A 20829-nucleotide genomic window follows, 5' to 3' on the forward strand; every position below is an offset into this window, starting at 1 on the left:
GGGAACCGGACCGGCAGGGATCGCCGGACGGTCGATACGGTTGCCGGATGAGCGAAACGCTGGACGAGACCGTCGCGCGGATCATGACGGGCGTGAGCACGACGATCGCCGACGGCGACAGCATGTTCGCGAGCAACAACATCGAGCACTATCTGAGCGTGTCCAGGGACGCGTTGCGTGCGGTGCTCGCCGCCCTTCAGATCACCGGACGGCCGGAACCCAAGCGGCTCTTGGATTTCGGGTGCGGTTACGGCCGGGTGATGCGGTCCTTGCGTGCCGCTTTCCCGGCGGCCGAGCTGATCGCGTGCGACATGGACCCGGCGGCGCTGGCCGGCTGCGCCGAGGCGTTCGGTGCGCGGGCGGTGCTCGGTGCGCCGGATGTGGACGACATCGAGCAGGTCACCGATGTGGATCTGCTGTGGTGCGGTTCGGTGCTGACCCATCTCGATGCCCCGAACTGGGGCCCGCTGCTGCGTTACTTCTCACGCGCGCTGGCTCCCGGCGGGGTCGCGGTGGTCACCACGCATGGCCGCCGGATGGCGATGCGGGCCGAGGCGGGTAAGGACTACGGGCTGGACGCGCGTGCCACCGACCGCATGCTCGCCGCGTACAAGGCCTGCGGTTTCGGCTACAACGACTACGCGGGCAACGACGGGTACGGCATTTCGCTCAGCTCGCCCGGCTGGGCGGTGCAGCGCGCGCTGGAGACGCCGGACCTGCGCCTCGCCGGGTACGACGAGGCGGCGTGGGATCTCCACCAGGATGTGATGGTGCTGGTCAAGGACGCCAACGCGAAACTGAAGGCGGACCTCTAGCCGCGCTTCAGGATGACAGCAACGTCGCATAACTGCTGGTCAAGTGAGGTTGAGGGGACGGGGCTCCTTACCGTGGCCGGGCACGTACCCCGACTGTCCATAGAGGACACTTTAGGGGTACGTCAAAAGTGGCGGGTTGCGAAAGCCACTTTCGCAACCTTCAACGTTGCGAAAGTGGCTTTCGCAACGTCGGGGGCAGGATGGTGGCGGAGAGGGGCCTTCGCTACGCCGGTGCTGTCGCTGAAACTCAGGGTCGAGATGCGTTGTGAAAGCCACTTTCGCGACGCCTGATGTCCCGAAAGTGGCTTTCGCGACACGGTCGCCTCACGGCCGCGAGCGAATCCCCGCGACCGAACCGACACCGGCCAGTGGATATGCGACTTTCCGGGACCCTGCTGAAGGCGGACCTCTAGGCCGTTAGACGGCCTAGCCGCGCTTCAGGATGACGAGGAACTGGCCGCCGCCGGGCTCGACACCCGCGGTCACCGGCACTCCCGGTAGCAGCCGGGAAAACCGGTCGACCAGCCAATCCGCCGCCTCCCGGGCGTCCTGTTCGGTCGGGCTGCGGGCCACCAGTTCACGGCCGCCCTTGCGTTCCAGCCGTCCGGCGACGGTGATCAGCGGCGCGGGTTCGACCACGTGCAGGCGATCCGGCCAGGCGATGACCACCTTGACCGCGCCCTTGCGAGTGTTGCAGCCGCGGTGCGCGAGCCGCTCGGTGACCTTGGCCTTCCGGTCGGCGGTCCGGCTGTCGACACTGGGACCCCGCGGGTCGTTCACCGACATCTCCGGATCGACCGGTTCGTCGCAGACCCAGCATCGCCAGCCGTCGCGTTCGGCCACGTCGTCGAGAAGACTCATCCGGTCAAACTAGCTTGGAATTCCGTGAAGGCCCCCTTCGGGGACCCAGGGTCCCTCAAGGGGGCCTTCACGGACCGCCTACTTCGTGCAGTGGATCCCGGCTTCACCCCGGTACATCACGAAGCTGATCTTCACCGAGTACAGGTGGATGGTCACGCACTGGTCGGGCGTGTACCCGTAAAAGGCGGCTTGGTCGTAGGCCTGCTGCAACGCCGTCCGCTTCGCCGACGCCGAGGTCTTTTCGACGGTCGTCCCGAGGAACGCGCGGGTCTCCTGCGCGGTCGTCGCGGCACTCGCCACGGTCGGCGCGAGTGTCATCAGTCCCGCGAGGACCGCGGCCCCCGTGGCGCGGGCGATCGTTTTGTTCATGGTTTCCCCTCCTGGTGTCAGCGCTGGCAGTAGAGCCAGACGGTCGCGCTGTAGTAGCTCGTGTGTGACCGGACGTCGGAAGCGCGGACGTAGCACTGCGAGTCCAGCCAGCCCGTGTTGCGGGCGAAGGTGCGGGCGACCTTCTCCGCCGACGTGATGGCGGCCCCCGGGCCTGGGCCGATGCCGCTGGCGTGGAACTCTCCGGTCTCCACGGCCAGCGCCGGCGGTGCCGACAGGGTCACCGCGGCCACCGCCAGGGCCGCCGCGGTCAGCAACTTCTTCATGGGAACTCCCCCTCCGGTTCGTCAGCCAGAATCGACCGACTCCCCTCAGTCATTCATCTCAGCTAACGTGGAAACCGTAAGCGAGAACCTTCGAGGTTGTCAACTACGATGAATGCTCGACCCAGGTTCATTCATTTCAGCTTACGGAGGTGACGATGACCGAGCCACGGGCGACCACGCTCACCGACCGGATCGACCGCCTCTTCCAGGTGGTCCGGCGGCCCAACGGCGAGCAGTACAGCCACGAGGAGGTGGCGCGAGCCTGCCGGGAGAACACCGGCGAGTCGTTTTCCGCCGCCTACCTCTGGCAGCTGCGGACGGGCCGCCGGGACAACCCGACCAAACGGCATCTGGAGGCGCTCGCGGCGTTCTTCCAGGTTCCGCCCGCGTACTTCTTCGACGACGAACAGGGGAGGGCGCTTGCCGAAGAGGTCGAGTTGCTGGGAGCGTTGCGCAACAGCGCGGTGCGCAATCTGGCGTTGCGTGCGGTGACGCTGTCCGAGGAGGGGCTCGGAACCGTGACCGACATCGTCGAGGCGATCAAGCGGCGCGAGTCCAAGCGTGACCAGGGGGAGTAGCCATGCTGGGCAGGAAGAGTGCGCTCTGGCGCAGATGTGAGCGCATCGCGTCCGCCGTGCGACTACCGGATCCGTTCGAGGTCACCACGTTGTTCGCCGAGGTCGCGGCGATGCGGGGGCGGCCCATCGAACTGGTGCCGCTCGAGGCGCGGCCGGGGGCGCCGTGCGGGGTGCTCGCGGCCACCGATCGGGCCGACTACGTCTTCTACACGCGGGACACGTCTCCGTTGCACCAGCGGCACATCCTGCTGCACGAACTCGGTCATCTGCTGTGCGGGCACGTCGAAGGCGAGGTGCGGCCGGAGACGATCGCCGCGATGGTCGCGCCCTCGCTTTCGGTGGACCTGGTCCGCCGGGTCCTCGGCCGCACGACGTACGCGCACGAGCAGGAGAAGGAGGCCGAACTCGTCGCGTCGTTGCTCATGCGCCGCGCCGTGGGCACCGGGCCGGGATCCGATCGGCTGCGGCACGCCCTCGGTTCGTGATCAGCTATCTGTCCGCCGGGCTGCTGGCGTTGCTCGGCTTCGCCCGGCTGATGACGGTCCGCGCCGGGCCGAAGCATCTGGCCACGTTCTTCCTCAGCATGGCGGCAGGCCTCGCCGTCTCCGCCGACGCCACGGTCCGGTTGCTCGGCGACGTCCTGCTCCCGCGACTGGTCACCAACGCGCTGCAACTGCTCGCGATGCGCGCGCTGGTCCAGTTGGTCCGCGGCACCCGGACCCCGGAGAAGCCGACGCCGTTCTGGCCCATCGTGCTGTGCTGGGCGGTGATGATCCTGTGTTGTCTGGACATCCTCCCGCGCCGGCACGAGTTGGGCACGCCCGCGTTCCAATGGCGTCTGAGCGTCGTCGCCTACCAGGTGGTCCTCACGACGTACGGGGTCACCTGCCTGGTGATGTTCACCCGGACGCTGGTCCGCAGCGCCGCGGACCGTCCACAAGGGACTTTCCGGACCGGTCTGCGGATCCTCGTCTGCGCCGCCGTCGCGACCATCGCGTGGGCGCTGTTCTCCGGGCTTCCCTCGCTGTGGCTGGAGATCACCGACCTCGCGGACCTCGATTTCATGCCACGCGCCCGCATTGCCGGACTTCTCGCGATGGTGCTGTGGGTCCTCGGCGGGCTGTTCACCACCTGGGACGGCGCGCTCCGGCTGGTGCGCTCGTGGCAACGGATCCGGGCGGTGACCCCGCTGTGGAAGGAACTCGTCGCCGCGCACCCGCAGATCGCCCTGCCCGTACGCCACGACCTCGAATTCAAGCTGTACCGCAGAGTGATCGAGATCCGTGACGGTCTACTGGCGTTGCGGGCCCACGTTCCGCCGCATCTCGGGGACTGGCTGCGTGCCCCGGTCGACGAACCCACGCGCGCCGCCGCCGAACTCGCGGCGGCGCTGGTGATGCGCGAGGCCGGTCGAAGCTGGCCGCATCCGCCGTCCGGGCAGGATGAAGCGCACCCCAGCATGCGGGACGAAAGCGCCTGGCTGAGCGCCGTGTCGTCGGCGTTCACGGATTCCCTTGTCGTGCGGGAGGTTCGGCGACGCGCGATGGCGGAGGCCGGGCGCCTTTCCTGACGGCCGTCGTCACGGAGTGGTCTTGCCGAGCTCCAGTGTGGCGTTGTGCAGCGACGAGTACAGCGGGTCGGAAGTGAAGTCCGGCCCGGTTTCCTCGCCGAGGTAGACGTCGATGTGCCGATCGCCGCCGAGTCCGGGAGTGAACTCGTCCATGATCCGCCAGGAGGCGGAACGCAGCCTTTCGCAGACTCCCGCGTCGATCGCCGTGCCGTCCTCCGCGGTGCCGCAGCCGGTGATCCGCAGTTGGCGGCCGTCGCCGAGGACGGCCGGATCAGCGGCGGCGGAGACGAACGGTTCCAGCGGGCGGCCGTGGCTGTCGCGGGGTGCGTTGTCCAGCCAGAAACCGATGTCGTGGGACCAGTTCAGGTAACGGCCGGCGTGACGGCCGCTGACGATCCGGCCGGTGCCTTCGTCCTCGACGGCCTTCACGAAGTCTTCCGGGTAGCTGCCGAGAGGGTCGTCGCCGCGTTCGCAGTCGATCACCAGGCAGCCGGTGACCGGCACCGGGTCTTCGTCGTGGTGCGACTCGACGGCGGTGTAGTACACGGTCACGTACCAGCCGGTGGACGCCTCCTTCCCGGAGTCATCGCGGTCGATGGTGGAAGCAGCGGCGAGGGCCAGCCCGGCGGCCGCCAGGACGAGAACGAGCTTGTTCCGTTTCGCGCGGCGCCGGTGCTGGCCTGCCATCACACCCGCTCCAGTCGTTGCGTCGGTTCGGTTTCGGCCAGCGGGTGCGGGACCGGCCTGGTCCGCTCGGCCGCGGCGAGGACCGCCGCGGGGATCGGCTGGGTGACACTGGGATCGATCGTCACCGGTGGGGCGGCCGGGCGCGGTAGCGGGAGCGGCGCGGATGCGGGCATCGGGACCGGCATCGGCATCGGCGGTGCGGGCTGGCCGTCTTCGGACAGCCGTTCGGTCTTGGCCCAGCCGTTGCGCCCGGACAGCAGCCGGAACAGCGCACGCCACGTCGCGATGATGCCCAGCGCCAGGAACCACGGGTAGAGCAGCCCGGCGAACAGGCAGCGCAGGATGTTCTCGTCGCGGAGCCGGGCCCAGTAGACCAATCCCCAGAGCAGACTCGGTGCCATGGCCAGCCCGACGAGCATCGCGACGGACGTCGGCAGAGTGTCCACTGTGGCCACCAGCCCGCCCAGCGTGCTTCCGGTCGCCAGCGCCACGGCGGACGCCGCGACCAGTCCGACCAGCAGCAGCGACATGGGCACGGTCAGCCAGGGCGAGAGCAGGTAGATCAGGAAGTCGGTGAGGCCGACGCCGCTGACGAACCTCGACGTGGTCAGCCTGCGAAGGTGCCGGAAGCACTGCAGGTTGCCTTGAGCCCACCGGGTTCGCTGGCGCAGCAAGCGTTTCACGTCGGTCAGTCCCTGCTGGGTGACCCACGCGGATTTCGTGTAGCGCACGCGGATCCCGTCCAGGTGCAGGCGCAGACCGAGTTCCAGATCCTCGACAAGACAGGCCGACCACGGGCCAGGGTGGAACCGTGCGAGGACGGCCAGCCGGGTGAACTGGCCGTTGCCGCCCAAACCGACGCTGCCGACCAGGTCGCGCAGGGACTGCGCGGAGTCCGCGATGGCGCCGAATTCCAGATCCTGGAGCAGCGCCAGCGTTTTGTGCCGGTTGTGGATGCGCACCCGGCACTGCACGGCACCGACCGACTTCTCCGCCATCAGTTCGGCGATCTCGTCGAGCATCCCTTCGCTGCAACGGCCGTCGCCGTCCACGATCCCGACGATCGTCTGCTCGATCGTGCCTTCCCGGCCGGCGATGTCGAGGATGTAGCGGTACGCGGTGTTCAGGCCCTCGCCCTTGCCCTGGCGGGCCATCGGCAGCTCACGGCGCAGGACGTGCAGCCGAGGATCCCTGATGCCGGCGAGGATGTGCGGCGTCGCGTCGTCGGAGGCGTCGTCCACGACGACGACACGGACCGGCGTGTACCGGGTTCCGGTGGCCAGCGCGTTGCGCACCGTGTTCGCGATGACGCGTTCTTCGTTCAGCGCCGGGATGACGATCCAGAACGGCACCGGCTCCGGTGTCCGGCGCACACTGCGTGGTCGTTGCGGGGACCGCCAGGCGAACACCGCCAGTACGAGGTTCTGCAGCGGCCACCAGATCAGCACGCCGACCATGACGGTGGCGACGACGGACAGACTGGTTTCCATTTCGCTACTGCCCCCTTTCCGGTTCCGGCGCGATTCGGATGAGAATCGACCGGGTGGCGAAAAGCAACAGAACGAATGCGGCGAGTGACAGTGGCAGCCAGGCGCCGGCCCCCGCGGCGATCCCCATGGTCGCCGTCGCGCCGACGGACGGCCCGATCCGGACAACAGACATTTCTCCCCCAAGATTCAGCGTGCTCAATTCCTTGTGTGTGAAGGATTGTGCGTGATGCGTCGGGCCCCCCGGCCGATCCCGCATCCGTGGACTACGACGTGAGGAGTCGGGCCCCGGTTCCCTCGATCGGGTGAGGAAATTCGGCGGGAACCGGACAGAACCACTCTGCGTCGCATCGGTCACAGCGCCCCGCACAAATGATCATGCGAAGTGCGCGAATCGCTGAAAAGAATGTTCGAACCTTGGGGGAGTAATGGTTTGGAATCAACAGGAAAGCGAAGCGACCCGGCCTCGGGTGTGGCTCGTGATGGGGACCCGGCCGGAGGCGATCAAACTGGCGCCGGTCGCCGGGGCGATCGCCGCGGCGGGCCGGATGGAGCCCTACCTGGTCGCCACCGGACAGCATCCGACGATGGTCGGCCAGGCACTGGAGACGTTCGGCGTCCGCGCGGACGCCACGTTGCCGCTGCACCGCCGCGACGGCGGCCAGCCCGAACTGCTCGGCCAGATGCTCACTGGTCTCGACGCGCTGGCCGATCGTGAACTGCCCGCGGTGGTAGTGGTCCAGGGGGACACCACGACCACACTGGCGGGCACGCTCGCCGCGTTCTGGCGGCGGGTGCCGGTGGTGCATCTGGAGGCGGGCCTGCGCTCGTTCGATCTGGCCTCGCCCTTCCCGGAAGAGCTGAACCGGCGGCTGGTCACCCAAGCCGCTTCTCTGCATCTGCCGCCGACCTCGGCGGCGGCCGGGAACCTGCTTCGCGAGCAGGTTCCCGCCGAGCGGATCGTGGTCACCGGCAACACGTCGGTGGACGCGATCCGCGCGATCGCCGATCGCGGGGCGGTGGCCTATCAGGACGAGCGGGTCGCCGCGGCCGTGGAGGCGGCCACCCGCGGTGAGCGGCTGGTACTGGTCACCGCGCACCGCCGCGAGTCCTGGGGCGAACCGCTGCGTCAGGTGCTGCGCGCGGTCACCGAACTGGTCGCCCGGCACACGGATATGCACGTCGTCCTGCCCGCGCATCCGAACCCGGCCGTCCGCGAGCTGGTCGACGACGAACTGGGCGGCCTGCCTCGCGTGGTGGTCACCGAGCCGCTGCGCTACGAGGAATTGGCCGGTGTGCTCGCGGCCGCCACGCTGGTCTTGTCCGACTCCGGCGGGATCCAGGAGGAGGCGCCCACCTTCGGCGTGCCGGTGCTGGTGTTGCGCGAGGTCACCGAACGGATGGAAGCGGTGCACGCGGGCTGTGCCCGGTTGGTCGGCACCGATCGCGAGCTGATCGTGCGGACGGCGTCGGAACTGCTGACCGACCGGCGGGCCCGGGCGGCCATGATGATCAACGGCAACCCGTTCGGTGACGGAAGGGCCGCGTCGCGGACCGAGCGCGCGCTGGCCAGGCTGCTCGGCATGAGCGCCGAACCGGTCGAGGAGTTCGACGCGGATTCGCGTGTGGTGGCGGGGGGTGTGCTGGTATGACCCGCAAGGAAAACCCGCGCCGGCGCACACCCGCCGGGCTGCGCTTCGCGGCGCTGGCCGTCGTCGTCGCGACCGGATTGGTGATGCTGGTCGTCTACACCCGTCCGGCGAGCGCGATACTCGCCTCGCCGGCGGCCGCCCCGGTCTCCCTCGGCGACCGGCTGGAGATGACCAGCGAGGTCGGCAGCCCCGGTCCCGGCGGGAACCGCGCACACCGGACGCTGGTGGTCTACGACGCGGGTGAGCGGGACGCGCCGAACCCGCCCGCCGGCGCGGACGAGGCCGGAATGGCCGAGGCGCACGCGATGCAGACCGCGAACCTGGTCTCGCGGGCGGGCGCCTGGACGATGCGCGCCGCGGCCGACTACCGCGCGGGCGAACTCGGCGGATATCAGGCGCTGGTCTACGTCGGTTCGATCAGCGAAGCCGCGCTACCGGCCGTGTTGCTCGCGGACGTGGCCGCCGCGAAGGTGCCGGTCGTCTGGATGGGCGAGAACATCCATCGCCTGGCCGAACACGACCCGGGCATCACCGCGCGCTGGGGCTGGACGCCGGTGGGCCGCACACCGACCTCGCCGACCGAGGTCCGCTACAAGAGCGTGTCACTCGAGCGCAACCCCGAGATCGGCTCGGTTCCGTTGGTGCGGCGGGATAACCCGGCGGTCAACGAAGTGCTCGCGGACAGCGTGACGGCCGGCGAGCACACGCCGTGGGCGGTGCGCTCGGGGACTTTCACCTACCTCGCGGAGGCGCCGTTCTCCTACGTCAACGAGGGAGACCGGTACCTCGCCGCCGCCGACATCCTGCTCGGCACGCTCGCTCCGAAAACCGTGGAGCGGCACCGGGCGCTGGTGCGGATCGAGGACATCGGCCCGCGCACCGACGCGGGCCAGATCCGCCGGATCGCCGATCTCCTGGGTGGGCAAGGGATTCCGTTCTCGCTCGCGGTCTATCCGTACTACGCGGACCCGCACGGTGTGGCCAACGGCGGCAGGCCGACCTTCGCCCGGCTCGTCGACAGCCCTGCCCTGGTGGACGCGCTGCACCACGCGATCCGGCGTGGCGCGACGTTGATCATGCACGGCTACAGCCACCAGTTCGAGGAGATGGCGAACCCTTACGGTGGGGCGAGCTCCGCGGATTACGAGTTCTACACGGCGATCGTGGACAAGAACAACCACGTCGTCGAGACCGGCCCGGTCCCCGGCGACTCCGCGGAATGGTTCCGCGGGCGGATCGCCACCGGGCTCGGCGAGTTCCGCCGGGTCGGGCTACCCGAACCGGAAGTGTTCGAATTCCCGCATTACGGCGGTTCGGCGGTGGACTACAAGGAAGTCAGCTCCCACTTCGCGGCGCGCTACGACCAGGGCAGCTATTTCGCGGGATACTGCCCGCGCGGTGCCTGCGGCTCCACCTCGACGGTGTCCTACCAGACCAAATACGGTCAGTACTTTCCTTACCCGGTGCGGGATGTCTACGGCGCGGTGGTGATACCCGAGAACCTCGACCACGTCGCGCCGGAACCGTTCAACCAGCATCCGGCCCGGCTGCCCGCGGACCTGCTCGCCGACGGCGCGAAGTCCAAGGTGGTCCGCGACAACGTGGCCAGCTTCTTCTTCCACCCGTTCCTGCCCTTGGAACACCTGAACACGGTCGTCCTCGGCCTGCGGGCGCAAGGATACGAGTTCAGCACCGCCAGCGAGGTCGCCCGCGGCTGAGCACCCGCGACTCAGGTGACAGGTGAGCCGTAGACTCGCGAAGTCGTCCGGAAGCCGACGATCGAATGACCTGCCCCTGACTGGAATCCGGTGCTCATGTTCGATTTGACAGGTATCGTCGAGCCGCTGATCGCGCAGGGGTACGTGGACGTGAACACGGTGCGCGGCTGTTCCGATCAAGAGGTCGAGGCGTTGATGTCGGCCCAAGGTGTGGACACCCTGCCCGCACGCTACGTCGAGTTCTTGAAGTTCGGCGGAAAGAACCCCTACTGGCTGAGCCAGGACGGCGAATGGGATTTCGGGTGGCTCCTCGAAGCGAAAGAGATCGCCCGGGAGATCGTCGTCGACGACTACGAGGCAGACTTCACACCATTCGAGGATGCCTTCGTTTTCCAGACTCACCAGGGATATGAGTTCCACTACTTCAAAGCAGGCGACCTTGTCGAAACCGATCCGGCATTCTCCACCTTCTCCGGGTTCCGGCCGATAGCGGACAGCCGGCTGTCGTTCACGGCTTGGCTCCGCGATCTCGCGAAAGCACTGCCTGCGACCGTCGAACTCGTCAAATCGATGTACGGCGTGTGGAAGGTTCCTGAATTGGGTCCGGTGCCCGGCTGTGCCGGCGACGGGAACCCATCGATGTGAAGCCGCGCTCGGGGGCTTGAGGCCGGCGACGGTGACCGGGCTCGATCATGCGCTTGATCGGCCTATGCGGTCAGCACTGTCCGGTATTCGCGGCCAGTGCTGACCTCGCGGCCAGGCAAGGCGATCACTCTCTGGCGACGTGGTTCCCATCGGAACCGGGCCCGTTCCCGACGCGGCCCGATCTCAACGTCGGTAGTGGACCTCGCCACGCAGCGCCGGTGCGGTGGGGTCGGCACAGCGCTGTTCGAACGTGGCGTCGAGGGCGGTGAGTCCTGCGGCACCGCCTTCGATGCGGCTGACCGTGAACGTCGAATAGTCGTCCGAGCAGCCCAAACCGGCGGAGATGGCGAGGATGTGAGCTCCCGCCGCGTGGTCGTACGAGCCGACCTGGAGTGCGCCGGACGGGGCGCTGAAGTCGAGCCTGAAGTGGTAGAAACCGTTGTCGGCGTCGGCGTCCACGCGCAGGACGTCGCCGACCTCGCGGATCATCACCTCGTGCTCGGGAGAATCGACCCAGTGGCCGCTCTTCCCGTCGACCGGGAAAGCACCCTGCTCGGCGGCGAATTCGACGCTCGCGATCGGCTCGTCGGCCGCCGCGGCGGGCGCGAACGCGCCGATCAGACCTGCGGTGACCGCGAACGTGGTGAAGGCATGACGGAGTTTCATGATTCTCCTCGGTGTACGCCGCCCCCCCCAGTGAGCGGACCTCATCGATCAGCCTGTCTCGACTGTCCTATTTGGAGTATCTAGAAAACCTCGAGAAACCCGCGCGTGTACAGGATTTTGAAGAGCTTCGGGTGCCATTGCCGGGTGCCCGGTGATGTGCCAGCATCGTCGGTATGACGGTCGGCGATGTCAGAATGGCCACTTTTGTCTTCTTGCGAGATCGGATCGCCGGGCTGCTGGCGCCCACTGGCTGCGGTTTCGACGTCTACCCGCACGGATCCTTCGTGAAGGGCACTCAAGTCGATCCGTACGGCGACGTCGACATCGTCGTCGAACTTTGTCACCCGGTCGTGCCCGAGTGGCGAGGCGGCTTCGAACCGGCCCCCGGTACGCGGTTCGGCAAACGGGTGAAAGGCCGGACGCCCACTCCGGAATTCCTGTGGTTCAAGGAAACCGTGGCACGAGCGCTGAGTTACGACTTCGAGACGATGTCGCCGGGCCTGGCGTCGATGGTGGCATGGGGCAAGGTCCAGCGGGTGCTCAAGGTGGCGCCGGTCTTCCCTGGCCACGTCAACGCCGATCTGCTGGTCTGCCAACGGTTCCTGGAGGCGCCGCCCATTTCCATGAACACGGCGGACCAGGGGGTCATTTTCTGGGACGGCCACGGTGAACTCCAGGTCAGCCATCCGCGGAAGTACATCGCGAAAGTCAAGGAAAAGGACATGCGTACCGACGGCATGTTCACGCACTTCGTCCGGCACCTCAAAGCGAACCACGTCGGCATGAAGCATCAGGGCGCCGGGAGCAGGCGTTCGTCCGTTCCGGGGCAGAAGGTCCCCATGGACTCGTCGCTGGGCGTGTCCTCGGCGACGCTGGAAATGCTGGCGTACGGGGTCCCGAACGATCACTACTCCGCCCGAAGCCTGAACGCGACGCGGAAGAAGGTGAGAACCTACCTTCGCGCTGTCGCCGAGACCGAACGCTCGCGTGAATCCTTCGTGCCGTGGGATCTCGTCAACGACACGACCTATCCGCAGTGGATCGAGTTCATGCACGGAGGATTCAGGATGCTGCTCTCGAACGAGAAAATGTGGGCCTGACGGTCAGGCCGAAGGGGGAAACGGCTCGTAGGAGCCGCTGGTCGCGTCGAAGGTGAACGCCGTCCACCGCCCGTGTTCCGGCGAGGCCAGCCGGGCACCGAGCGCGACCGCGATCGCGACCGGCCCGCTGAGGAAGATCGCGTGCCCGCCGGTCCGGGCGCCGGCGGTCAGCGGCGCTTCGCGCCAGGCGCGGCAGATCTGCTCCACCGCCCCGGTGAACGTGGCGGTGTCCTCGGTCAACACCGGTGACCCGGTCCGGATCCGCAGGAGGTAGCCGAAACCATGGCGACGGCAGGATGCCAGCACCTGGTCGAAGAACTGGTCGCCGCGACCCTGCAGATCCACCGCGAGGGCGACCTTGTCCGGGTCTCCGTCGTCGACGGCCTCGAGCGCGTCGACGTCCAGCGGTTCGACGTCGGAGTCGATCGCGCGCAAGGAGGTCGCGGGGAAGTACGCCGGTGCGCCGTCAGCCTGCCGGATGGCGTGCACCACCACCTCGCGGGCGTGGGTGTAGCCCAGCCGGGCGCCGAACCAGAACGCGACATGCAGCGGCATGGTGGGGATCAGGTTGATCCGGACGGCATCGGGGGTCAGGCGTTCGGCCATCGCGGTGGCGGACAACGTTTCGTCGGCGAGGGCGTCGACCAGCTCGCGGTCCCAGGCGCCGTCGCCGGGCAACTCGATGCCGGTCTTCAGCGTGATCGTGCAGGTGCCTTGGCTGAACTTCTCCGCCTGCTGCTCCAGTTGCCGGGCGCGGGCCCGCCCACGCCTGCCGTCCGACGCGGTGACCACGATGCCGACCCGCACTCGACGGCGGAGACGGCTCCTCGCCCACAGGCCGAGCGCGACCAGGGCGAGCCCGGCGGCGAAGGCCAGCACGAACCACCACCGTCCGGCCGGCTCACCTGCCAGGAACGACTTCGCGGCCTCGACCCCGAACCCGCCGGCCGCCATCCCGCCGACCGTGAGCGGGGCCGTGCCATCGGTGACGGCCGCCCACCGTCCCGCGGAGCCGCCGGAAGTGTCACCGGAGCCGACGACCGTCAGCCGGGGCGATACCGGCCGTCCTGAATCTGTCACCACAACCATCCGTTCGGGGCCTGCGTTCGTGGTGTGCTCGAACCAGCGGATCGGACCACTCTATTCGGCAGGCCCCGCGAACTCGCTGTCGCGGTCGAGGGCGGGTGTCAGCGGCAGAACGGGCGACCCGGTCCTCCCACGCGATCACGGGGAGGACCGGACCGGGCGTCTACGGCTTGATGTAGAGGTCCCACGACCAGGCCGACGCGGAGCAGAAGTAGGCCGACCATCGGCCGTTCTGCTGGCCGAAGTAGCCATTGAGCCGGCAGTCGCCCTCTTCCGGCCAGCTGGACTCGTAGTAGTACCTCGGGTCGACGCCCGCGCTGGCAGGTTGCGCGAACGCGATCATCGACGCCAGCGCGCCCATGACGGCAGCGGCTGCCGCGATCTTCTTCTTCACTTGTGTAGCCCCAGTTCTGTCTTGTGACACGTGCGCGCACAAATAATCATGAAACGGGCTCGCCTGTCCGCGGAACGGGCACAGTGAACATCGAAAAGTGCCGCGCCGGGCCCCTCGGCACCGGCGCGGCACGTCAGACCGGGCTCACTTGTCGTAGAACTTCATCCCGGCGCCCCCGACCTGCTGGGCAGGCTCCGGCGCCACGCCGAGTGGCAGCGCGGCGACCGCGATCCCGGCCGCTGCAACACCTTTGTGCTCAGGTGAAAGGGCAGCCGGAGTCGACCGTGATCTCGCCGGTCAGCGACGTCCCGGGGCCGACGGTTCCTCGGTCTTCAGGGGTGCCGGTCGCGGGTCCCGGCCGCCGAAGTCGGCCACCCGGTCCCAGATCCAGTCGGCCATCGAGTCGGCGACGGGCTCGTCGGGCTGTCCCGGCCGGCGCCGGACCAGGGCCCCGAACGCGACGACGACCAGGTAGGTCCCGGCGTCGTCGGTCATCACCTGTTCCCAGAGTCCGCTCTCGGGCCAGTCGGGGTGCGCCGCCGGGTCGGCCTCGATCTCGGCGTCCATGGCGATGATCTCGTCCGCCGACATCAGGCGGAAGGGCTCGGCTGAACCCCAGGCGGCACCGGAGCCGGGCTGCTGGCCGTCGTGCCAGGTCACCAGCCGCTTCGCGACCATCGAGCCGACCTTCTTATCGGCCAGATCCTCGGCGCCTGGCCGCAGGGTGGCGCGCAGGTCTGCGGGCAGCACCGCGTCCAGCGCCGCCAGCGCGGAAGGCAGGTCGATGCCGAGCCGATGGTCGCGCATCTGCTGCCACGCCATCTCGAGCGCGCCAGTGCCTTGGATGTCCGTCAGGGTGATGTCGTCGCCGCGCGCTTTCTCGACGATTTGCAGCATGGCCCGAGCGGTCCCCACCAGGCTCCGCAACAGGTCGTCGGTCGGATCCTCGCGCAGCAGTCGCAGACCGAGTTGTTCGGCGTCGTCGAACCGGTACTGCGCCAGGTAGGCGTAGCCGAGCAGCATCGCGACCCAGGAGTCCGCCGCGTTGGTCCGGATGGCCTCCTCGGCTGCGGGAGCGAACCGTTCGGGTGGTGCGAGGCTCTCCAGCAGGTACTGTGCGCGTTTCCGCAGCGCTTTGGGGAGGTCGTCCGCCGCCGTCCTCGCGCACAGGGCCACCGCCTCGTCGAGTTGCCGCCACCCGGCCTCGTACTCCCCGGAGCGTGCCTGGGCGTGGCCCAGTTGCATCCAGTCGTCCCAGTCCTCCTGGTTCTCGCCCAGCACGGTGTGCGCCCATCGCAGCGCCTCGTCATGGTTGTTCTCCGCTGATTCCAGATGCCGAAGCGCACGAGCCGCCATCGTGAACCAGCTGTTGCGGAGAGCGGCGACCTGGAGGAACAGCCGCCGCGCCTCGTCGGCTTCGCCGCACGCTTCACGGTGATCACCGAGCACCATCAACGCGCTGCTCCGCTGCGGCTGGCTCGCGAGCACCCGCAGCGCCAGCTCGGCGATCTTGGGATGCGTCGGCTGTGCTCCGATGAGTTCCCAGGCGAGGTCGAGGTCGCGCTCCACGTCGGCGCTCATCGCATGCCTCGCTTGACCCGGTATGCCCGGAGCTGGTCGAAGGTTCCGTCGTCGACGCCGTATTCCAGAACCGGCGCCACCTGGTCGAACCAGGACGTCGTGGACGGGGTGATGCCGCCGACCGCGGCCAGCAGCGCGTCGGTGGTGACCGGCACCAGCTCACCCTTGCCCAGCGACTCGACCATCGCCTGCTGCAGCACGGTTGTCGTCAGGTGGCCGAGGTCGGCGCCGGAGAACCCCTCGGTCGCCGCCGCGACGGCGATGACGTCGACATCGTCGGCGGGTTTGCCGTCAAGGGCGCCCTGGACGATCGCCGCCCTGGCGACCGCGTCGGGTGGCAGCACCAGCACGGTCTTGTCGATCCGGCCAGGTCGGCGCAGCGCGGAGTCGATGTCCCACGGCCGGTTCGTCGCGGCGAGGAAGTACACCCCGTCGTTCGCTCCGGCCATGCCGTCGAGCTCCTCCAGAAGCTGAGTGACGAGCATCCGCATCGCGTGCGATCCGCCTCCACCGGAGGTACGCCGTCCGCCGAGCGCGTCGAACTCGTCGAAGAAGATCACGCACGGTGTCGCCGCGCGGGCATGGCGGAACACGCTCTGGATCGCCTTCTCGCTCTCCCCGATCCACTTGCTGAGCAGGTCCGCGAGGGTCACGTGGATGAAGGACGCGCCGAGATCGCCGGCGATCGCCCTGGCGATGAACGTCTTGCCGCAACCGGGTGGGCCGTACATCAGCAGCGACCCGCCCGGCTTCTGCCCGAACGCCGCCGCCAATTCAGGGTTGCGCAGCGGAGCGAGAAACGCGGTGTCCAGGTGCTGCTTGACCTCGGCGAGACCCGCGACGTCGGCCAGCGTCACCGCCGGGCGCTCGGCGTCCCACAGCGACGCCGGGACAGCGGCGCCGCTGTCCTGACGGTCCTCGTCGGCCGGGGCCGGAACCGGGGTCGAAGTTCGCAACCGCGCCGCCATCAGCCGGGCCCGCAGCAGCCGGGCCCGCGCCGGATCGCCGCCGCGTGCCTCGAACGCGGCCAGCTCGGTGGCGGCGCGGTCCGGGTCCTGTTCCAACAGCAGCGTGACGAAGTCCTCGCGCAGCGCCAGATTGCCGGGGTCGGCCGCCACCTCACGCGCGATCACCTCGACGAAGCCGTTGTCCGGAGTGTCACTATTCACGGTGCGGTCCCTTCGATCCAGCCTTTGAGCAGCCCCAGATTCGCCAGTGGGATGTAGTGGCCGATCCGCGGATGGTCCAGCGTCACACCGAAGACGCCGGCCTCGCCGAACGAGGCGACGTAGTCGATCGCGGCAGGCATCGGCACGCCGAACAAGGGCACCGCGCCCCCGTCCGGATCGCCGACGACGAGGCCGAGGGCGGCTTCGTTCGCGCGCGCGGCGCTGCTGTAGAGGCAGATCATCGACCCTTGCCCGGCGGCCACGGCGTACGGACGGGGCCGGTCGGCCGGGCCGCGCGCGATGAAGAACCAGTGCTCCAGCGAAGTCGCCTGGCGCCACAGTGCGATCTGCGCCGTCGTGTCCCCGGCGGGAGCTGCTTTGACCGCCTGGTCGAGGCGATCCAGCTCCGCGACCATCTCGGGGCTGTTGTCTCTGGTCATTCGGTTCTCTCTCGTCCGGGCTGCGGTTGTGTCCGTTTCCAGAACCAGAGAAAACCATCCCGTCGATCGTGGCGGACAGGCGGCCGTCCTTGATCCCTGTCAGGGGTGATTGGGGGACGGTCCCTGATGTGCGGCGGTCTCGCCGGATGGATCGTGGCTTCGTGACAGCAATGACAACGGAAACATCCCAGCCCGTACCGGCCGAAACCCTTGAACGAGCGATGTTCTTCGGTGGCAACGCGCCGATGGAAGGTGTGCTGAACTCGCTGGCCATGGAGCATTTCATCACCGGGGCGAAGCCCCATTCCCGGGCCGCCGAGATCACCGAGGTCTCACCGGACGCGACGCTGCTGCCCCCGGGAGTCAGCGCGGATCTGACGTATGAGCTGGACGGGCGGCGTTCACACCTCGCCCACGGTCCCGGATGGACACTCGTGGCGATGCGCAGGCTTGCCGGTGCCGCGACGGTGTGCGTATGTGCCACCTCCGGCGACCTGGCGGACGAGGTGCTCGCGGCCAGCGTCCGGACGGCGCGGACGGGTACGCCGGGGGAATCGGCCGTGCCTGTCGGATTCTGGCACGTCCAGGGGTGCGGTGGCGCGGGCGTGCGTGCGCCCAGGTCCATGGACTTGCCGCCGTGGCGGGCGATCCGCGGTAACTACCCGCGGTCGGCGGTGACCGCGCTCGACTCGCTCATGGCGGTGCGCCCGCGGGACGTCACGGGCAGGCTGGTCCTTCTCCATGGCCCCGCGGGTACCGGCAAGACGACCGCCGTGCGCGCGCTCGCGCAGGAATGGCGGGACTGGTGCCAGGTCGACAACGTCCTGGACCCCGAGGTCCTGTTCGCCGATCCGGGCTATCTGACCTCGGTGGTGCTCGGCGAGGAGCGAGCGGACAGGCGGAAATGGCGGCTGCTCGTCCTCGAGGATTGCGATGAACTGGTCGGGGCGGACGCGAAGCGCGACTCCGGGCAGGCCCTGTCCCGGCTGCTCAACCTGACCGACGGATTGCTCGGTCAGGGCCTGGACGTCCTGGTTTGCCTGACCACGAATGAGAACGTCGCACGGTTGCACCCCGCGGTGGTCCGGCCGGGTCGCTGTCTCGCGGAGATCGAGATCGGCAGGCTGCCGCGCGACGAGGCGGCCACCTGGTTGGGCACAGGTGCGGAGATCGGCGCGGAGGGCGCCACACTGGCCGAGCTGTATCGCCTGCGAGCCGCGGTCTGATCACGGTCTCGCCGTAGCGGACCGAGCCGGCCCGGATTCGTCGTTCGCCGGATCCGCGGGTGGCGGGCTGTTAGGGTCCGGGCCATGCGAATGTGGTGGTGTGGCCTGGTCGTGGGCGCGGTTGCGCTGCTCGGCGCGTGCGCGGGGGGCGGGTCGGGGAGCGGCAGGGTGGCGCCCTCGACGACGGTGACGACCCCGACAGCGCTCCTGCCGAAGACCCCGGTGACCACCACGACGCATCCGACGCAGACGACGCCGGAGACGACCCGGACCACGACTCATCGCACCACGACGACTACGAAGCGTACGACCGCGAAGCGTACGACGGCCCCTCGTCACACTTACACTCGGAGACGCTGAGGGTTCACCTGCTGGATTTCTGTGCTCTGAACAGCGGAGCTGACGGCGGGAGCGGACTCGCCAAAGTGTCCCGTTCGAGCGCTTTGTACGGTCCCGAAGGGGATCTCGTGAGTGATAAAGCGGGTTATCGAGAAGACGGTCGAACGTGTCGTGTTCGTGGGTGAGGCCGGCCCTCGGCCCTGGTCTGGCGCGAGGGTGTCGCGAGTGGCTTGCCCTACCTTCACTAGAACCGCCCTTGCCACTCACGGCCCCACGAGACACGTATGGGTACCAAATGGGCGCCTGGCCGCCGGTTCTCTGTGCGCTGAACGCTTATCCATCCCGCCAGTGCCGCAGAGTCCCCATCTTGTATTCGCGTATACCGTCCCACGCGAAGAAGATCAGTGTCTTGAATCCGACATATCCTTCAGGCCAATCGTGGCCACATACCTGTGTGGTTCCAGCGCCTGAATGGTTGTAGCACATCCAATGCCGTTCGGTCCCGTCGACCGTCATCTGTACCCGTGCCATGACCGGATTTCCGTCGTCGCAGTGGTCTCGCACCGTGACGTAGTCCCCATCGAGAGTGACCCACGCGTCACCCACGGACTTTCGCTCTCCCCAGCAGTCCATCGATGTGGCCATGCTGACGGGGCCGACATCGATGCTCCTGTAGTCGGATGCCGCGGCGACAGCGCCCGTGGCGAACATCTGCGACAAAAGAACCAGCGTTGTCGCCGCGACCAGCGCGGGAAGGTGCGAAAAACGGGGCATTGTGTTCCCTTCTGATTCGGGTATTCCTTGACCTGCTGCCTGCACGACGGTAACGCGGGCCTCGTTTCGAGTGCATGGGTCATTCGAACCACAAATCAGGAGTTGAAAAGTAACGTGCCCCGGCCCGTTTCAGCGAGCGCGCCGGGGCATATCCAGCGGTACGGCGGCTGAGATCACAGATCGCTGAACTGTCCCCTCGCAAAGGGCGGAGTCGGTCGGGAGCTGGTTCGAGTTGGTCGTGACCGACGCGAACCGGCCGACGTCGTGGCCAGTGTGAGCGACGAGTGCCCGGTCGGCAGGAGACCGTCTTGCCCCCAGGTCACGCCGCCGCGGGACAGTCGGATGCTGAACTGCCCGAGGCCCGTAGCCGGCGGGCGCGTCAGGCGTCCACGGCACGGTTGGTGGCCGAGCCGCTCGACAGGGTCAACGCGCGACCGATACCGCGGCCGGGAGCAATGGCGAATTCAGGCCGTCAACGTCCAGTACGACGTACCAATCTCCGTTTTGTGGAATGGTCACCTTGAAGAGTGGCGTGACAGCTACTCCGCCAAGCATTCGATAGAATTGTTGTCGCTGGTAGGCGGCGAAATGATCCTTGGTCATCAAGCGCACGTTCGTCTTGGCCTTGAGCGCTACGGTGACCACCGCGTTGTACCGTACAGTTCCTAGGTTGTAAGATCGCCACCGCATTCTTCTCCTTGTGGCCTGAGAACAGATCGCGAGCGCTGCGCCTTTTCCTGACACGGCCCCGCCTGGTGAAATATTCAATGGGTAATTGATTCGCCATCGTCGCCGGCTCTGGCAGGTGCGGCGATGGCCGCCGAACGTGAGTCGTGGATGACCAGGTGTTCGTGGAGCCGGGTGATCTGCAGTGGCCGCCAGACGGCGCGCGTGGAGGCGACCAGCCGGAGGTCGGTGTGCGGGGTGGCTTGCCGGTGGGCGGCCAGCAGGACTTCCAGCCCGGTGGAGTTCAGGAACCGGACGAGACTCAGGTCCACGATCAACCGTCGTGGCCGATGGTTCAACGCCGACTCGATCGCTTGGCGTGCCGTGGGTGCGGTGTTCAGGTCCAGGTCACCGTCCACGACGAGCACCGTTGTGCGGCCGAGCCGCTCCATGGTCACGGCCAACGGGGGAGAACGGTGCGCCGTGCCGTCCGTTCGGGGACGAGGGGAACGGCGAGGATCGAGCGTTACGAGGTTCACGATCCGGGGCTCCAGACTGGCCGGCCACCGCTGAGGCTCGCCGCACGCGAGGACTTGCGCACGGCCAAGGGACAGATGCGACCGGTTGACGGGTGATCGTCGTGAGGGCGGTGTCTGGGCACTCCGGCGCTGTCTTGGCAGCCTACCTCGTGGAGAGAGGTAGAGAGGCGTTTCCGGATCGGC

22 protein-coding genes are annotated in these 20829 nt (G+C 68.0%); 9 read left to right on the plus strand and 13 right to left on the minus strand.

Features of this window, described 5'->3' with window-relative positions; translation table 11 throughout:
- The first annotated feature begins 47 nt into the window (after positions 1-47).
- Complete coding sequence (locus tag DL990_RS27340; RefSeq protein WP_125785572.1) at positions 48-815, plus strand: trans-aconitate 2-methyltransferase; 768 nt, start codon at positions 48-50, stop codon at positions 813-815.
- Between the two features lie 426 nt (positions 816-1241).
- Here DL990_RS27340 and DL990_RS27345 read toward each other — a convergent pair whose 3' ends face one another.
- The 3 genes from DL990_RS27345 to DL990_RS27355 form a co-directional block, all read right to left on the minus strand.
- A complete protein-coding gene (locus DL990_RS27345; protein WP_125800345.1) occupies positions 1242-1676 on the minus strand; it encodes a hypothetical protein in 435 nt (144 codons plus the stop codon).
- 78 nt (positions 1677-1754) lie between these two features.
- Positions 1755-2045, minus strand: a complete 291-nt coding sequence (locus DL990_RS27350; protein ID WP_125785574.1) for a hypothetical protein — start codon at positions 2043-2045, stop codon at positions 1755-1757.
- Between the two features lie 17 nt (positions 2046-2062).
- Entirely contained in the window at positions 2063-2329 is a 267-nt protein-coding gene (locus tag DL990_RS27355) for a hypothetical protein (protein ID WP_125785575.1), read from the minus strand.
- Positions 2330-2484: 155 nt separating this feature from the next.
- On the opposite strand from DL990_RS27355, the gene DL990_RS27360 reads away from it, so the two are divergent.
- From DL990_RS27360 to DL990_RS27370, 3 genes are read left to right on the plus strand one after another with little or no spacing between them, the layout of a single operon-like run.
- Complete coding sequence (locus tag DL990_RS27360) at positions 2485-2907, plus strand: helix-turn-helix domain-containing protein (protein ID WP_125785576.1); 423 nt, start codon at positions 2485-2487, stop codon at positions 2905-2907.
- Positions 2908-2909: 2 nt separating this feature from the next.
- Positions 2910-3392 carry an ImmA/IrrE family metallo-endopeptidase gene (locus DL990_RS27365; RefSeq protein WP_125785577.1) on the plus strand — a complete coding sequence of 161 codons (483 nt, stop codon included), beginning with the start codon at positions 2910-2912 and terminating at the stop codon, positions 3390-3392.
- Entirely contained in the window at positions 3389-4477 is a 1089-nt protein-coding gene (locus DL990_RS27370; RefSeq protein ID WP_125800346.1) for an MAB_1171c family putative transporter, read from the plus strand. Before DL990_RS27365 ends, DL990_RS27370 begins: the two co-directional genes overlap by 4 nt.
- Positions 4478-4486: 9 nt before the next feature.
- On the opposite strand, the gene DL990_RS27375 is transcribed toward DL990_RS27370, so the two are convergent.
- Together DL990_RS27375 and DL990_RS27380 are read right to left on the minus strand one after the other, a co-directional pair.
- Positions 4487-5164 (minus strand): hypothetical protein, encoded by a 678-nt coding sequence (locus DL990_RS27375; RefSeq protein WP_125785579.1) that lies wholly within the window; start codon positions 5162-5164, stop codon positions 4487-4489.
- On the minus strand, positions 5164-6654 hold the full coding sequence (locus tag DL990_RS27380; protein WP_125800347.1) for a glycosyltransferase family 2 protein: 1491 nt from the start codon (positions 6652-6654) through the stop codon (positions 5164-5166). The genes DL990_RS27375 and DL990_RS27380 overlap by 1 nt, the downstream gene beginning before the upstream one ends.
- A gap of 479 nt (positions 6655-7133) precedes the next feature.
- Between DL990_RS27380 and wecB the strand changes: the two genes are divergently transcribed.
- The 3 genes from wecB (at position 7134) to DL990_RS27395 (ending at position 10666) form a co-directional block, all read left to right on the plus strand.
- Positions 7134-8303, plus strand: coding sequence for a non-hydrolyzing UDP-N-acetylglucosamine 2-epimerase (gene wecB, locus DL990_RS27385; RefSeq protein WP_233620584.1), 1170 nt, complete (start codon positions 7134-7136; stop codon positions 8301-8303).
- Positions 8300-10021, plus strand: coding sequence for a DUF2334 domain-containing protein (locus DL990_RS27390; RefSeq protein ID WP_125785582.1), 1722 nt, complete (start codon positions 8300-8302; stop codon positions 10019-10021). Before wecB ends, DL990_RS27390 begins: the two co-directional genes overlap by 4 nt.
- A 96-nt stretch (positions 10022-10117) precedes the next feature.
- The gene (locus DL990_RS27395) at positions 10118-10666 is read left to right on the plus strand and encodes a hypothetical protein (protein WP_125800349.1); all 549 of its coding nucleotides are present in this window, start codon (positions 10118-10120) and stop codon (positions 10664-10666) included.
- 183 nt (positions 10667-10849) lie between these two features.
- Here the strand turns inward: DL990_RS27395 and DL990_RS27400 are convergent, their stop codons facing one another.
- Complete coding sequence (locus DL990_RS27400; protein WP_125800350.1) at positions 10850-11332, minus strand: hypothetical protein; 483 nt, start codon at positions 11330-11332, stop codon at positions 10850-10852.
- Positions 11333-11544: 212 nt separating this feature from the next.
- On the opposite strand from DL990_RS27400, the gene DL990_RS27405 reads away from it, so the two are divergent.
- Positions 11545-12432 (plus strand): hypothetical protein, encoded by an 888-nt coding sequence (locus tag DL990_RS27405; protein ID WP_125800351.1) that lies wholly within the window; start codon positions 11545-11547, stop codon positions 12430-12432.
- 3 nt (positions 12433-12435) lie between these two features.
- Here DL990_RS27405 and DL990_RS27410 read toward each other — a convergent pair whose 3' ends face one another.
- The 5 genes from DL990_RS27410 to DL990_RS27430 form a co-directional block, all read right to left on the minus strand.
- Positions 12436-13521, minus strand: a complete 1086-nt coding sequence (locus tag DL990_RS27410) for an SAVED domain-containing protein (protein ID WP_233620585.1) — start codon at positions 13519-13521, stop codon at positions 12436-12438.
- Positions 13522-13681: 160 nt separating this feature from the next.
- Positions 13682-13912 (minus strand): hypothetical protein, encoded by a 231-nt coding sequence (locus DL990_RS27415; protein ID WP_125785587.1) that lies wholly within the window; start codon positions 13910-13912, stop codon positions 13682-13684.
- Between the two features lie 297 nt (positions 13913-14209).
- Positions 14210-15493, minus strand: coding sequence for a lipopolysaccharide assembly protein LapB (locus tag DL990_RS27420; RefSeq protein WP_233598887.1), 1284 nt, complete (start codon positions 15491-15493; stop codon positions 14210-14212).
- Positions 15490-16662: a 26S protease regulatory subunit gene (locus DL990_RS27425; RefSeq protein WP_125800353.1), complete on the minus strand. Its 1173-nt coding sequence runs from the start codon at positions 16660-16662 to the stop codon at positions 15490-15492. Before DL990_RS27425 ends, DL990_RS27420 begins: the two co-directional genes overlap by 4 nt.
- Positions 16659-17102 carry a hypothetical protein gene (locus tag DL990_RS27430; protein WP_125800354.1) on the minus strand — a complete coding sequence of 148 codons (444 nt, stop codon included), beginning with the start codon at positions 17100-17102 and terminating at the stop codon, positions 16659-16661. Before DL990_RS27430 ends, DL990_RS27425 begins: the two co-directional genes overlap by 4 nt.
- A gap of 170 nt (positions 17103-17272) precedes the next feature.
- On the opposite strand from DL990_RS27430, the gene DL990_RS27435 reads away from it, so the two are divergent.
- Positions 17273-18328 (plus strand): DUF5925 domain-containing protein, encoded by a 1056-nt coding sequence (locus DL990_RS27435; RefSeq protein WP_233620586.1) that lies wholly within the window; start codon positions 17273-17275, stop codon positions 18326-18328.
- A 1536-nt stretch (positions 18329-19864) separates the two neighbouring features.
- Here the strand turns inward: DL990_RS27435 and DL990_RS27440 are convergent.
- Entirely contained in the window at positions 19865-20131 is a 267-nt protein-coding gene (locus tag DL990_RS27440; protein WP_125785590.1) for a DUF1883 domain-containing protein, read from the minus strand.
- A gap of 74 nt (positions 20132-20205) precedes the next feature.
- On the minus strand, positions 20206-20565 hold the full coding sequence (locus tag DL990_RS27445) for an STAS domain-containing protein (protein WP_233598896.1): 360 nt from the start codon (positions 20563-20565) through the stop codon (positions 20206-20208).
- Positions 20566-20829 lie beyond the last annotated feature (264 nt).

The organism is Amycolatopsis sp. WAC 01416, from assembly GCF_003947485.1.
Taxonomy (GTDB): Bacteria; Actinomycetota; Actinomycetes; order Mycobacteriales; family Pseudonocardiaceae; genus Amycolatopsis.